15 protein-coding genes are annotated in these 12,787 nt (G+C 47.0%); 4 read left to right on the forward strand and 11 right to left on the reverse strand.

What is annotated here, in order from left to right; all coding sequences use genetic code 11:
- Window positions 1–93 precede the first annotated feature (93 nt).
- From ASL11_RS05565 to ASL11_RS05590, 6 genes are all read right to left on the reverse strand, one after another.
- On the reverse strand, window positions 94–1,062 hold the full coding sequence (locus ASL11_RS05565; protein WP_082595274.1) for a CheR family methyltransferase: 969 nt from the start codon (window positions 1,060–1,062) through the stop codon (window positions 94–96).
- Window positions 957–3,737, reverse strand: coding sequence for a CHASE3 domain-containing protein (locus tag ASL11_RS05570; protein ID WP_056610805.1), 2,781 nt, complete (start codon window positions 3,735–3,737; stop codon window positions 957–959). Before ASL11_RS05570 ends, ASL11_RS05565 begins: the two co-directional genes overlap by 106 nt.
- Window positions 3,738–3,834: 97 nt before the next feature.
- Window positions 3,835–4,608: a sigma-70 family RNA polymerase sigma factor gene (locus tag ASL11_RS05575; RefSeq protein WP_056610809.1), complete on the reverse strand. Its 774-nt coding sequence runs from the start codon at window positions 4,606–4,608 to the stop codon at window positions 3,835–3,837.
- Window positions 4,605–5,051, reverse strand: a complete 447-nt coding sequence (rsbW, locus tag ASL11_RS05580) for an anti-sigma B factor RsbW (RefSeq protein ID WP_056610812.1) — start codon at window positions 5,049–5,051, stop codon at window positions 4,605–4,607. Before rsbW (ASL11_RS05580) ends, ASL11_RS05575 begins: the two co-directional genes overlap by 4 nt.
- Entirely contained in the window at window positions 5,048–5,419 is a 372-nt protein-coding gene (locus ASL11_RS05585; RefSeq protein WP_235550392.1) for an STAS domain-containing protein, read from the reverse strand. Before ASL11_RS05585 ends, rsbW (ASL11_RS05580) begins: the two co-directional genes overlap by 4 nt.
- A gap of 14 nt (window positions 5,420–5,433) precedes the next feature.
- Window positions 5,434–5,892 (reverse strand): DUF948 domain-containing protein, encoded by a 459-nt coding sequence (locus ASL11_RS05590; RefSeq protein WP_056610815.1) that lies wholly within the window; start codon window positions 5,890–5,892, stop codon window positions 5,434–5,436.
- A gap of 169 nt (window positions 5,893–6,061) precedes the next feature.
- Between ASL11_RS05590 and ASL11_RS05595 the strand changes: the two genes are divergently transcribed.
- Window positions 6,062–6,526: a Dps family protein gene (locus ASL11_RS05595; RefSeq protein ID WP_235550393.1), complete on the forward strand. Its 465-nt coding sequence runs from the start codon at window positions 6,062–6,064 to the stop codon at window positions 6,524–6,526.
- 28 nt (window positions 6,527–6,554) lie between these two features.
- On the opposite strand, the gene rsbW (ASL11_RS05600) is transcribed toward ASL11_RS05595, so the two are convergent.
- The 3 genes from rsbW (ASL11_RS05600) to ASL11_RS05610 form a co-directional block, all read right to left on the reverse strand.
- Complete coding sequence (gene rsbW / locus ASL11_RS05600; RefSeq protein ID WP_056610822.1) at window positions 6,555–6,998, reverse strand: anti-sigma B factor RsbW; 444 nt, start codon at window positions 6,996–6,998, stop codon at window positions 6,555–6,557.
- Entirely contained in the window at window positions 6,995–7,327 is a 333-nt protein-coding gene (locus tag ASL11_RS05605) for an STAS domain-containing protein (protein ID WP_056610825.1), read from the reverse strand. The genes rsbW (ASL11_RS05600) and ASL11_RS05605 overlap by 4 nt, the downstream gene beginning before the upstream one ends.
- A gap of 78 nt (window positions 7,328–7,405) precedes the next feature.
- A complete protein-coding gene (locus ASL11_RS05610; RefSeq protein ID WP_056610829.1) occupies window positions 7,406–8,542 on the reverse strand; it encodes a SpoIIE family protein phosphatase in 1,137 nt (378 codons plus the stop codon).
- Window positions 8,543–8,798: 256 nt separating this feature from the next.
- Here ASL11_RS05610 and ASL11_RS05615 point away from each other — a divergent pair, with 256 nt between their 5' ends.
- Both ASL11_RS05615 and ASL11_RS05620 read left to right on the forward strand, forming a co-directional pair.
- Entirely contained in the window at window positions 8,799–9,122 is a 324-nt protein-coding gene (locus tag ASL11_RS05615) for a YtxH domain-containing protein (protein ID WP_056610830.1), read from the forward strand.
- 45 nt (window positions 9,123–9,167) lie between these two features.
- On the forward strand, window positions 9,168–9,581 hold the full coding sequence (locus tag ASL11_RS05620) for a hypothetical protein (RefSeq protein WP_056610833.1): 414 nt from the start codon (window positions 9,168–9,170) through the stop codon (window positions 9,579–9,581).
- Between the two features lie 335 nt (window positions 9,582–9,916).
- Here ASL11_RS05620 and fumC read toward each other — a convergent pair whose 3' ends face one another.
- Window positions 9,917–11,305 carry a class II fumarate hydratase gene (gene fumC / locus ASL11_RS05625; RefSeq protein ID WP_056610836.1) on the reverse strand — a complete coding sequence of 463 codons (1,389 nt, stop codon included), beginning with the start codon at window positions 11,303–11,305 and terminating at the stop codon, window positions 9,917–9,919.
- Between the two features lie 198 nt (window positions 11,306–11,503).
- Here fumC and ASL11_RS05630 point away from each other — a divergent pair, with 198 nt between their 5' ends.
- Window positions 11,504–11,896 (forward strand): acyl-CoA thioesterase, encoded by a 393-nt coding sequence (locus ASL11_RS05630; RefSeq protein ID WP_056610840.1) that lies wholly within the window; start codon window positions 11,504–11,506, stop codon window positions 11,894–11,896.
- Here ASL11_RS05630 and ASL11_RS05635 read toward each other — a convergent pair.
- A complete protein-coding gene (locus tag ASL11_RS05635; protein ID WP_056610843.1) occupies window positions 11,893–12,729 on the reverse strand; it encodes a DUF2935 domain-containing protein in 837 nt (278 codons plus the stop codon). The two genes, ASL11_RS05630 and ASL11_RS05635, sit on opposite strands and share 4 nt — an antisense overlap.
- Between the last annotated feature and the right edge of the window lie 58 nt (window positions 12,730–12,787).

The raw sequence follows: 12,787 nt of genomic DNA on the forward strand, positions 1-12,787 counted from the left end.
AACAGGCTTTTGCACGAATGTGTCATTCGTGCAAAAGAAAAAAGTGCCCCCGCCATATACATGGCTTTGGGACACCCTTTCCGATAACACCTGCTATGATTTCTTACGGTATATACGCTCATGTGGTACAAAATCATCATACTGCACACCTTCAGGCACGTGGAGAATATACTCTTTCTTCCCGAGACCCAAGAAACCTTGCGGGGTTAAGCTGCTGTAAAACAAACTGTGCACCTGCTGCTGCAGCTTCGGATCGAAGTAGATCATCACATTCCGGCAGAGGATAACGTGAAATTCGTTAAAGGAGCCATCCGTCACTAGGTTATGCTGAGCAAACATCATATTTTCTTTCAGCTGCGGTTTGAAATACGCATACTGATGATCCGTAGTGTAGTACTCCGAGAACGCTTTGGTGCCACCGGATTCCAAATAATTAGTCGTATACAATTGCATCTGCTTCAGCGGGAAGGCGCCTTTTTGCGCCGATTCTATGGCCTGCTCGTTCATGTCAGTAGCATAAATTCGCGTTTTCTCCGCCAAGCCCTCTTCTTGCATGAGGATTGCCATGGCATAGGCTTCTTCGCCTGTTGCGCAACCCGCGTGCCATATTCGAATTTCCGGATAGTCCCGAAGCTCTGGCACGACTTGGGTCCGAAAAGCATTGAAGAAACTGGGGTCTCTAAACATTTCCGTCACGCGAATCGACATATCGCCCAGTAGCTTGTCTACGAATAGCGGCTCATGCAGCACTTTCTCCAGAAGCGCTGTTATCGTTGGCAGCTTTTCCATCTTCATACGGTTTAGAATACGCCTGCGTAAAGAGGAGCGCACATAATGACGGAAATCAAATCCGTACATTTGATATAAGCCCTCCAGGAGCAGATTGATCTCAATATTTTCCCTCTCATCGACAGGGGACTCTTCCAACTCATTCCATACATCTTGAGGTTCCCGTGTCAATGCTTCTTCACCTGCTTCGTGAGCCACACCCGCATCAGCGAGAAGAGTTGCTCCATCTGCAGCGGCTTCGTAATATAGTCCGATGCTCCCGCTTCGAGACATTTCTCTTTCTCACTTTTCATAGCTTTTGCTGTCAATGCAATGATGGGTAAGTGGCGCAACTCCAGCCCTCCCCGTATCTCCTTCATGGCGTCGTAACCGTCCATAACTGGCATCATGATATCCATTAATACCAAGTCGTAATCGGAATCCACGGTTAATAGCTCAATCGCTTCTCTACCATTCTCGGCTACAACAACCGTTACACCTTTAATTTCTAAGGCGCTCACGAGTGCGAAGACGTTACGGGCATCATCATCGACAAGCAATACTTTCTTCCCTTCGAACAGCTGTGCATCCGCGTTAATTGGCCCCTCTAGGGAAAGCTCAGCGTCACTAAAGAAACTCTTCGCGTAGGAAGCCTCCCCCCTATACGGAATCACATGTTCACTAGAAGCGGCGATCTGATTTTGCGCAGAGGAATCGTCAGGGTGAACACGATCTTCTGGGCTATTTGGGATATATAAGGTAAACGTACTGCCTACCTGCAGTTCACTCTTCACAACAATCGTCCCTCCAAGCAATCGGGTAAACTCGCGGCAGATCGATAGACCAAGACCCGTCCCGCCATACTGACGATTGGTTGTACCATCCACTTGCTGGAAGGCCTCAAAAATAATGTGCTGCTTATCAATTGGAATCCCAATACCTGTATCCTTGATCGAAATTGCAAGAATCGTTTCCTCTGAACCTCGATGGAGAATTTCTCTAATACGCGCTGAATCAGAGAGAGCTATTCTCATCGTAACAGAGCCTGTTTCGGTAAATTTAAAAGCATTTGACAGCAGGTTCTTCAGAATTTGCTGCAGGCGTTGACCATCAGTCACAATGACAGACGGCACATTTGAATCCAGAATAACATGGAAATCAAGCGCCTTCTTAGCAGCCACTGGTGCGAACATAAGCTCCATGGACTGTGGAATCTCCGTCACATTAACTTCGTCCTGCATAATCTCTATTTTCCCAGCTTCGACCTTGGATAAATCCAGAATATCGTCGATCAATGACAGCAAATCATGACCCGCCGCATTCACCACACGCGAATACTCCACGACCTCGGACATTTGCATGTCTCCGCTACTCTCGACTAGCATTTGCGAAAGAATCATGATGCTATTCAGCGGTGTACGCAATTCATGAGACATATTAGCCAAGAAGTCGGTTTTGTACTGAGAACTTGTCTTCAGCTGCAACGAATACTTCTCAAGCTCGTCTTTGGCTTTCTCGAGCTCCGCTGCTTTCTGCTCAGAAAATTGATTCTGCTCCTCCAGAAACTCATTCGTCATCCGCAGCTGTTCCTGCTGCATTTGGAGTTCTTCGGACTGTGTCTGAAGCTCTTCCGATTGCGTTTGCAACTCTTCCGTCAGAATTTGCGACTCTGAGAGGAGACGCTCCACTTCCATACGGCTGCGCACACTCGTAATCGCCGTCCCGAACTTCTCTTGCAGAGAATCAACCAAAGTCAGATGCTTTGACTGAAATTGATGAATGGAAGCCAACTCAATAACGGCTTCGGTTCTTCCATCTACAAGAATCGGTGCTAATAGAAGGCTGCGAGGCGTTGAGATTCCTAATCCAGACGTTATTTTTACATGATTATCAGGAAGATTATCCATCAGGAAAATTCGTTTATCGACTGCACACTGTCCAACTAAGCCTTCGCCTAGTTGAAAACGGGAAGCAGCTTGATCCTGTCCAGAGACTGCATATCCAGCAATTTTCTCATAAGTAGGTTGTCCTTCTTCGTTCAGCCTTAGATAGATAACGCCATAGCTGGCATCCAACATGGGTGCCAGCTTATGGATAAAGGCTTCACTTAGCGATGTTATATCACGTATGCCTTGATATAGTGTTGCAACTTCTGTAATACCCGATTGAATCCAGCTCTGTTTCTCTAAACTCGCCAATAGCTCATTCGTTGCTTCAGCCAACACACGGATCTCGTCATTCGTCCTCACTTCAATCCGAGAAGCTAGATTCCCTTCCATTGCGGTAATATCGCGAATCTTCTGGGTAACTTGTTTAATGGTGTTCGTTATCGAATTCGATAGAATGAATGCCACAACTACAGCCACAATGGAAATAAGAGCCAAAATAGTAAAAAGAACAACTTTAAGATTATAGTTGCTTTTGGCGATTTGCTCGACTCTTAAAGAGGTAAGCTTCTTCTCCGTGATGAGAAAGGAATCAAATTGCGTCCGCAACTGATCCATCACTTTTTTGCCTGCATTCTGTTTAAAATAGTCATTGATTGCTGCTGTATTGTTTTCCTTTTTCATGCGGATAACATTGTCCCCGCTCGTTTTCAACCAAGCCTGAATCGTCTCTTTAATCGAATCCAAGCTTTGCACTTGGGAGGAATTATCACTGATAAGCTGATGAATTTTATTAAACGTTTCAAGCCAGCTTCGATTTCCGTCATTGTAAGGCTCTAGATATTGGTCATCGGCTGTGATGACAAAGCCGCGCAAGCCTGTTTCCATATCGAGCACATTTTTCTGTAATTCGTGCAGCTGATCGTGTACTTCCATGTCATGGGAGGAGATGAAACTAACTTCTTTCTGCAGATCCGTTACGCGACTACTCACAACTAGTAGCGCTAGACCTAGACAAATAATAATTAAGATGTAACCCAGCATAATCTTGGGTTTAATCTTAAGTAGGATGGAATTAAACATAAGAAAGTGCCTCCTGGTACAGTTGGTAGCAAATGTAAGATAACATTATACTAATCTACTATACCACAATTTCAGCCCCTAGCAGGTAACTAACCTGCTATACATTCGAGGTTAATGCTGTTTTTAATTTCGACATCGCCCTCTTCTGAATACGAGATACACTCATCTGAGAGATGCCTAGCTGATCGGCAATATGGCGTTGGGACTGCCCTTCTTGGTAGATCATCCCAATGACGGTACGTTCCTCTTCCTTCAAGCAATCCATAGCTTCTGCAAGATCCATACGCCGCTCTAGGGCTTGATAGTCATCGGAGGCACCTGCTATCATATCCCCAATCGTGGCCCCATCCCCCTCACTTGTGAGCGGGGTATCTAGGGATGTGTAGTGATAATAATCGCGTCCAGCTAGGATTTCGATGGTTTCTTCCGGACTCAGCTCCAAATAAGCTGCTATTTCGTCCACATTCGGCGAGCGCTCCAGCTTAGCCGTCAGCTCGTCCAACGCACGCTGAATCTGCGCTCCCTTTTCCTTAATGCGTCTGGGGACTTGTATGTACCAGGATTTGTCACGCAAATAATTTTTGAGATGACCGATGAGGCTTTTCATGGCATAGCCTTCAAAGGGCACTTCCATCGCATGGTCATACTGCGTAAACAATCTAAGCATCGACATCTGACCGACTTGAAAGAGATCTTCGTAGAGATCAGGGCGGCTTCGCGACATTTTGGCTACTGCCATTCGCACAATCGGTTCATAGTGCAAGAGCAATGCGGTAGCTGCCTCTTGACATCCGGTTTCCTTATAAATCTTCTTCTTTTCATAGATCTCATATAAAGGGTCGGAGGAAGAGACAGTTCCCTTCGCATTCATACAATCTCCTCTTTTCTATACACCTGCTTGGTCAGAATGACCTCAGTTCCTTGGCCTCCACGCGCTAACACCTGCACATCATCCATTAATGCTTGCATCAGAAAGAGACCGAGTCCACCAACGTTAGCTTCTTGAATCGATTTATGGTGCAGCGTTACTTCTTCGGGGGCCGTTTGAACGTAATGAAAGCTGTCGCCTTCATCCTTTACCGTTATTTTCATATAGCCCTCGCTAGGCTCGAATTGAATCTCTACGATGCCTGGATTCCCCTCTGCATAAGCATGAAGAATGGCGTTGTTGCACGCTTCCGCGACAGCGACTTTCATATCTTCAATATCTTCAAAGGAGAAGCCCGCTTTGGTTGCAACGCCGTATAAGGTGAGTCGAACAATATCCAAATATTCCGCTTGTGCAGGTATGGTTAGGCCAATGTATGGGCTCATATGATTTCTTCTTTCCTTTCAGTTACACGTTGATTTTCTCTTAAGCTGCCATTGTTATGCAAATAACTGGAAACGCCTGTAATATCGAATAACCGCCTGACTTTAGCTGGGATATGATCGATCTGGAACGCTGCGTGCATAGCAGCCCTGACTTTAATCGCGGATACGATGAGCCCAATTCCCGTGCTGTCTATATATTTTAGTTCTTTCAAATCTAGGATAAGTGTTTCTTCCTCTTTCCTTACTACAGAATCCAGTACGTTAGCTAGGGAAGACGCCGCTGAGAGATCAAGCTCCCCACTGAGATATATCCTATTTTCTTTCCCATCTGACTGTTTATAAAACATAAATTTACGTATAGCGTTCACGTGATGACCCCTCTCTATTTCATCGAACCGGCTTGCGGTGATGACTTCTTCACTTTAATTTTATCCCAAATCTCGAGCGTCATAGTCGCTCCTTGCAGAATCGCCTTCAACTTCCCATTAAGCGGGGATGTTTTCGCAGACGTTTCTGTTGGCTTGACAGCAGCGATCAGGCTTGAAGCTGATTGTTTAACGGAAGAAGATAACTCATGAAGTACTTGACCAACATCCTGCACGGTTCCGAATAGATGATTAAGTGTGGAAAGTTTCATTCGCATATCGATCGCAACCTCATTCGTATTGAGAATGACATCCTTCACATCAGAACTGATCTCCGTCACTTCATTTTTCATCTGTCCCATTGTTGAGGTTATCTCATCAAGAGAATGCTTCAAGGATTTTAAGGTTTGGATCAAATAAAAAACCAGAAACACAAATGCAATTGCTACAACACATACACTTATTTGAAGCAACATGGGAATCCCTCCTATTTTGCCGTGTTAATACGTAGTTACCCAAGTTAGAAAAAGTTGAAACACATCAGGCACAAAATAGGTTCATCTAAACTTAACTGTTTCACTTAGCCCTCGTAAGGGTACTTATTTGTTGTAGACACAACCAAATCAATTAAGTGGAGGAATGATCATGGTTAATTCAACTATAACGAAGGCTAGCCCGCTAACAGACATGCTCGATAAACAGGTCGCCAACTTCTCGGTACTCTATATGAAACTTCATAATTACCATTGGTATGTGAAAGGTGAGAATTTCTTCACCCTACATATCAAATTCGAAGAATTGTACACGGAAGCCACTCTCCATTTGGATATAATAGCTGAGAGAATGCTTTCCCTGCGTGCGATTCCAACTGCCACTCTGAAAGAGCATCTGCAAATGGCTTCAATTAAAGAAGCCAAGAAGACTGAAAATAATGCTAACCTCATGGTGGAACAGCTCGTTGATGATTTCACTTTATTATGCTCCGAATTGACCGAAGGGATCGAGCTGGCTGAAGACCAAAAGGATCAGCCTACAGCGGATATGCTGATTACCATCCGCTCCTCTTTGGAGAAACACAGCTGGATGCTGGCCGCTTATCTCGGCAAATAGACAAGTAAGAAAAACCACGGTTTGGCGGTTATTCCGTCATTCCGTGGTTTTTGCTGTGAACATATTTAACTAAAGTAACCTCAGTGCCACTCGTTGTATCGACCAAGACTTCATCCATTAATGCTTCCATCAGATAAATGCCTAAACCACCAGTGGTAAGCTCGCTCGGCGTCGTCCCCGTGAAAGGACCCGTTTGCCGACTTTCGTTAGACGCCTCGTAGCCAGTCCCGTTATCTTTCACTTTCACCCGAAGTGCATCATCACTAAGCTCATAGCTAATGTCGATATGACTGCTGTCATCTCCGGGCTTTGCATGCAAAATAGCATTGTTGCAAGCCTCAGATACAGCCACCTTCATATCTTCAATGTCTTCATATGTGAAGCCCAGTTTCGTTGCTACACCATATAAGCTAAGCCTTACGATCTCCAAATGCTCCGCTGCTGCTGGAATATGTAAGCGAATGACCTTCATACAGTGCCTTCGATCCCTTCATTCAGAAATCCAGTAATCCCCGTCAGATCAAACAATTTCCGTATTCCTGGCGGAATATCATGAACGGCGAACGGTGCTTTGATTTCATCGCGAATTTTCAAAGTAGATACCACGATGCCAATCCCCGTGCTATCGATATAGCGTAAATGCTTCACATTGAGAATTAATGCTTTATCTTCACGATGAACGACGGCCTCAAGTGCCTGGCGGAAGGCTTGTGCTGCTGCCAAATCAAGCTCCCCATGGATAATGAGCTGAATTGACTTCTCCGATTCTTCAAGATTAATTTGAAATCTTTCTGAGGACATAAGCCACACTCCCTAGTCATTATTGTCTTAATCGTACATAGACCACTACTAGTATTCAAGTTTCATTGATTACGCAAGCTAAGAGGCAGAGATCATGACTAAGCACATGTCATCCTGCGAAGGGCCACTCTTCGTTGTCTTTGATAGCTTTTCAATTAGCTCTTCCGGATCGTGAGCGGTTATATCCTTGAAGCTACTCGTGATTTGAGCCAAACCATCATGCTCCTCATCTGCGATCCATTCCGTCAACCCATCGGTATATAAGGCAATCTGAGCTTGTTTCTCGTAGGTCGCGTACCCTTTGGTAATCTCAATCCCTTCAAAAAAACCAATTGCACAGCACCCTTCAGAGAGCAGTTGCACCTCGCCATCGAGCATAGCAACGCCAGCTGGATGGCCTGCATTCACATATTCAATTGTACGTTGCTCGGTATCAAGAACAAGATAAATCGCGGTAAAGTAATAATTAATAAGACTATCTGTGACATGAAGCTGATTCATTCGCCGATTAAGCTCCTGCATCACTAGCTCTGGATCGCCGATCCCCGTGATCGTATCCTTCAAAGCCGAGTAGATGTACATACACACTAAGGATGAAGAAATACCATGCCCCATCATGTCGAGCAAAATAATGCCATACCTTTGCGGCCCAATTGGATACCACGCATAAAAGTCTCCGGCCAGTTCTGACGAGGGCTGATACACAGCTGAAATCTCAATGTGCTCATTCTTCAGCGGATGACTAAGCACACTAAGCTGGACTTGTTTAGCCAAATCAAGCTCATACTTAATCCGCTTATCGCGCTCTTTATGCCAATCCTTCTCATATTTCAAGCGAAGTGTTGAACGAATCCGTGCCAGAAGCTCCACCTTGTTAATCGGTTTCATCACATAATCGAGCGCTCCTGCGTCCAATGCCTCCGCCAACTTATTGGAATCCCCCATCGCCGTTACGAAAATGATGGGAATATCCCTTAACCGCACATCAGCTTGTACCGTACGGCATGCTTCTACCCCATCGATTTCCGGCATCATCATATCCATCAGGATCAGATCAACCGTTACTTCCGCAGGATCGGGTGCATCCATACCTAGCAAGTGATAGAGCTCTCTTGCCGAAGATAGCGTAATTAAATCCGTGTAGCCCGCTTTCTCCAAAATTTTTTCAATAATTAATAAATTCGTCTTATTATCATCCACAATGGCAATACTCATAGCGCTAACCCCTTTCGGGTAAATAGGAACTGAGTCCCATATGTATAATCTATCATATATCCTATAACCCTATCGCAGACAATTCAATCATGTAATAGAGAAACTTTTAAATTTAACCAACTATTCACATTACCCAAGGCATAAATAAACTCGGCAAGTTATTATTTGTACCCTCCCCTGTTTCAATATGCCTCTATGCGGGTACATGTAAGTATGGACGTGTAACATATACCCCAAAACGAAGGAGAGATGACGTATGAGTGAAGTAGTCGAGACGAACAAAGGCGGATTATGGTTAGGTCTAATGATTGGTGGTGCTGTCGGCGCGATTGCCTCATTGTTAGTTGCCCCTAAAGCGGGGTCCAAGCTACGCCAAGACCTAATGAGCACCTATCGGACTTGGCAGGATAAAACGAAAGAGCTTGCCTCCTCCGTAAGCGAAAGTTCCAAAGCCCTTGCGGAAACCGTTAGCCAAAAAACAGAGGATCTTGTCGATACAGCCAAAGAAACAGCCAAAGAAAGTCAGCATCGTGTCACAGACTCGATCCAGGCAGTAAAAACAACCTTTCAAAATAATTAACACCAGTTGTACATGGGGGCATCCCCACCAAAGGAGTGCTTTACGATGGACAAACATGCCTTGCATCAACAATTAACCGACCTTGGACTTGAACGTGTGGAATACGTCGAGAAGTCCGTGTACCGGATCGATATTTACAACGATGCTACCTCAGCGGCTTATCCGTTGACGTTAACCACCATAACTTCCGAACTTGGGAACACAACCGTGCATTTCCATGAGGCGGATTTCAATGATAACCAATTCGTTCCACTTCAAGTTCGCCGGGCCGCGCTGGATAAATTAATTGAACTCGAGCAGATCTGCAATGGATCGGCCGGTAAATCCATTGAAGAAGCCAACAATGGCTCGATGGCTCAGGATATGGATGAAATGAAGAAGCTCGGGAATGAAATGAAACATATGAAAACCAATAGCGAGCTCATAGAGAATGATATGGTTCCTGATCCGATGCCGTAGTGGATTGGAGAGGTGGAGAGGACCACAATCGGAAGATAGAGAATAGCTCATGTAAGCGTACATGGGCAAAGATGCAAAAGAGCACGCTTTTTCGACGAAACCACCTAAACATAGGCAAATACGTGCGAAAGTGCACCTATATGACCGAAAAAGCTCCAAATTGATGCATGCTAGCAGAAATAGTTACCTATTTGCACGCATTTCTGATTAGGAGCTTCATTCGATAAGAAAGAGTGTACTTTTGCATTTCACATGCTTCACAACTGCATACACCCAGAAGAGGGTATCCCGCCACATATATGGCTTTGGGATACCCTCTTACCTATGTTCTGGCCTTATGCCTTTGGATGTACCATATCCGCTGGCTTCACGTAGCTGTCGAATTGCTCCGCCGTCAAGTAGCCGCTGCGCACCGCTGACTCCTTCAGCGTCAGCCCTTCCTTATGCGCTTGCTTCGCAATGCTGGCTGCCTTCTCATACCCGATATACGGGTTGAGCGCCGTAACTAGCATAAGCGATTGCTCGAGATTGCGCTGAATCACCGCGCGATTCGGTTCCATGCCCGCGAGGCAATGGTCATTGAACGAGCGCATGCTGTCAGCCAGCAGTCGCACAGACTGCAGGAAGCAGTGGATGATCACGGGCTTGAACACGTTCAGCTCGAAATTGCCTTGGCTAGCGGCGAAGCCGATGGCCGCATCGTTGCCCATCACCTGGCACACGACCATCGTCATCGCTTCGCTCTGCGTGGGGTTGACCTTGCCCGGCATGATCGAGCTGCCGGGCTCGTTCTCCGGAATCGTGATTTCACCGATTCCGCAGCGGGGGCCGCTCGATAGCCAGCGAACATCGTTGGCTATCTTCATTAAGTTCGCCGCCAGCGCCTTCAGCGCACCGTGGGCGTAAACGATCTGATCATGGCTGGTCAGCGCATGATACTTGTTCTCCGCCGAGACGAAGCGCGTGCCCGTCTCGCGAGTCAGGGCTTCGGCGACGCGGGCGCCGAATTCGGGATGCGCGTTCAGCCCCGTGCCGACGGCGGTCCCGCCGATCGCGAGCTCGCGCATCGTATCCACGGCGCTGCGCACCATGCGGGCCGTCATGTCCAGCATCGCCCACCACCCGCTGATCTCCTGACCCAGCGTCAGCGGGGTCGCGTCCTGCAGGTGGGTGCGGCCGATCTTGACGATGTCGGCGAAGGCCGACATCTTGGTGTGCAGCATCGCCTGCAGCCCCTCCAGCGCAGGCAGCAGCTCTTGCTCTACCGCGATGACACCGGCAACGTGCATCGCGGTCGGGAACGTATCGTTCGAGCTCTGCGAACGATTCACATCATCATTGGGATGGATACGCGAAGCGCCATCCCCGAGCAGTTCGCTGCCGCGGTGAGCGATCACCTCGTTGACGTTCATGTTCGACTGCGTCCCGCTGCCCGTCTGCCAGACGACAAGCGGGAACTCGTCGTCCCAGCGGCCTTGTACGATTTCATCCGCCGCTTGGGAGATAGCCTCCGCTTTATCCGCCGGCAATCCGCCGAGATCGCGGTTGACGTGGGCGGCTGCTTTTTTGAGCAGTGCGAAGGCGCTTATCAAGCGAGGCGGCATTCGCTCCGTGCCGATTTTGAAATTTTCGAAGCTGCGCTGCGTCTGTGCCCCCCACAACTTATCCACAGGTACTCTGATTTCTCCCATGGTATCACGTTCTATGCGATATTCTTGACTCATAATTTCCCTCCTTGGTCTTGTCAGACTACTTCTATTTTACTTAGTACCGTACCCACTACTACCCACACTTAGGTACATATAAACACGCCTCGCATAGTTTCCCCAAATGTTGGAACCTTATGAGTCGCTGCTGGTTATCCCGCTAGCAGGAAAGCTATAATAGGTAGACGACTCATTCAAACAAAGGAGATCACACATATGGAAACGAAGTTAGCGATCATCGTTCGCTCCACGGAAATTGATGTGAACGGACATGTAAATAATGCGAAATATTTGGAGTACCTCGAATGGGGACGTGAAGAGTGGTATGAGACGTGTGAGCTATCTTACGAGACTTTCGGTGCCCTCGGTATTCAAACGGTGACTGTTAATATCAACATTAATTACCGGAGAGAGTGCAAGCAAGGGGAGCACCTGACAGTAAGTTGTCGCCCCGAGAAGATTGGCAACACCAGTTATGTGCTGCAGCAGGAGATCCGCAATGAGCAAGGTGAACTATGTGCCGATGCCCTGGTGACCAGCGTGACGATGGACAGCCTAACGCGCAAAAGCCGGGAGGCCCCGGCGGCATTAAGGAAGTATTTTGCTTAATCGGTCTGATTCAGTGAAGGACGCGTTAGCGGGCAATTTCCTAATGGCAGCGCGTCCGGTATAAATGCAGTCAGATTCCGCATGAAATAGCACGACTCTGGAAAATGATGTTCTAGAAATCGCAGCGTTGCTTTCGATAGCAATTGGTCGTTACGGTACTCAACGACGATTCGCTGTACAAAATCATAGAAGGCTTTCACGGTTCCGAGTACTTCCTTAGCGAACTTCGCCTCGGCTGGAAAACCTGGCGGCGTAAAGCGCAGGTAACCTTGCATCGCACGATTTTTTACCATATAGGACGAGAAGATCGAAGCAAACTTATCCGTCTCCATGCCAAGGATACGCTCCACTGGATCCAGCAGCCCATTCAGCAATACGGCATGCCCCAGTTGATCCTCCAGCCATAAATCCAACAATTGAGTCAGCGTTAAGGGCGCAGCGGGAACGCCTTGTGTCCAATACGCAAGTTTCCGCAAATACTCGCGGTTTTCATTAATCGTCCCATTAAAGTAAGAAGGCGTCAGATTCAGATTGACGCGATTCCACAGCCGTAAATGCTGCATGTGCCCTTCTAGCCTACAATAGGCGTCCGCTAGGGGATATACATATCTCGCGAAAACCTGCATGTTCGGAGAATCCGCTGTATCTATCGGTGATAACCCTTTCGCCTGTCGGATAGCCTCCTGAAATAGCGGGATAAACCTCTCCGCTTCCTGCCACCACTTGGTTTCCACAGGAGATAAATAATCCCTCAGAAAATGCGCGTGGTCATTCAACACTTCGAGCCAAAATAGATGTTCCTCTTGCAAGGATATTCGCGCTTCTTGTGTCATGCTGGTCCGCCCCTCCTCCGAACACCTTCCTATCATTCAAAATGTATGAGAGGAATTG

This window comes from Paenibacillus sp. Soil750, assembly GCF_001428045.1.
Lineage (GTDB): Bacteria > Bacillota > Bacilli > Paenibacillales > NBRC-103111 > Paenibacillus_E > Paenibacillus_E allorhizoplanae.

Excerpts from the sequence above, each read along its gene's own strand:
- ASL11_RS05605 (WP_056610825.1), bottom strand. The coding sequence starts at position 7,327 with ATGTCCTCAGAAAGATTTCAAATTAATCTTGAAGAATCGGAGAAGTCA.
- ASL11_RS05620 (WP_056610833.1), top strand. The coding sequence starts at position 9,168 with ATGGACAAACATGCCTTGCATCAACAATTAACCGACCTTGGACTTGAA.
- rsbW (WP_056610822.1), bottom strand. The coding sequence starts at position 6,998 with ATGAAGGTCATTCGCTTACATATTCCAGCAGCAGCGGAGCATTTGGAG.
- ASL11_RS05595 (WP_235550393.1), top strand. The coding sequence starts at position 6,062 with ATGGTTAATTCAACTATAACGAAGGCTAGCCCGCTAACAGACATGCTC.
- fumC (WP_056610836.1), bottom strand. The coding sequence starts at position 11,305 with ATGAGTCAAGAATATCGCATAGAACGTGATACCATGGGAGAAATCAGA.
- rsbW (WP_056610812.1), bottom strand. The coding sequence starts at position 5,051 with ATGAGCCCATACATTGGCCTAACCATACCTGCACAAGCGGAATATTTG.
- ASL11_RS05635 (WP_056610843.1), bottom strand. The coding sequence starts at position 12,729 with ATGACACAAGAAGCGCGAATATCCTTGCAAGAGGAACATCTATTTTGG.
- ASL11_RS05630 (WP_056610840.1), top strand. The coding sequence starts at position 11,504 with ATGGAAACGAAGTTAGCGATCATCGTTCGCTCCACGGAAATTGATGTG.
- ASL11_RS05570 (WP_056610805.1), bottom strand. The coding sequence starts at position 3,737 with ATGTTTAATTCCATCCTACTTAAGATTAAACCCAAGATTATGCTGGGT.
- ASL11_RS05575 (WP_056610809.1), bottom strand. The coding sequence starts at position 4,608 with ATGAATGCGAAGGGAACTGTCTCTTCCTCCGACCCTTTATATGAGATC.
- ASL11_RS05590 (WP_056610815.1), bottom strand. The coding sequence starts at position 5,892 with ATGTTGCTTCAAATAAGTGTATGTGTTGTAGCAATTGCATTTGTGTTT.
- ASL11_RS05615 (WP_056610830.1), top strand. The coding sequence starts at position 8,799 with ATGAGTGAAGTAGTCGAGACGAACAAAGGCGGATTATGGTTAGGTCTA.
- ASL11_RS05610 (WP_056610829.1), bottom strand. The coding sequence starts at position 8,542 with ATGAGTATTGCCATTGTGGATGATAATAAGACGAATTTATTAATTATT.
- ASL11_RS05565 (WP_082595274.1), bottom strand. The coding sequence starts at position 1,062 with ATGTCTCGAAGCGGGAGCATCGGACTATATTACGAAGCCGCTGCAGAT.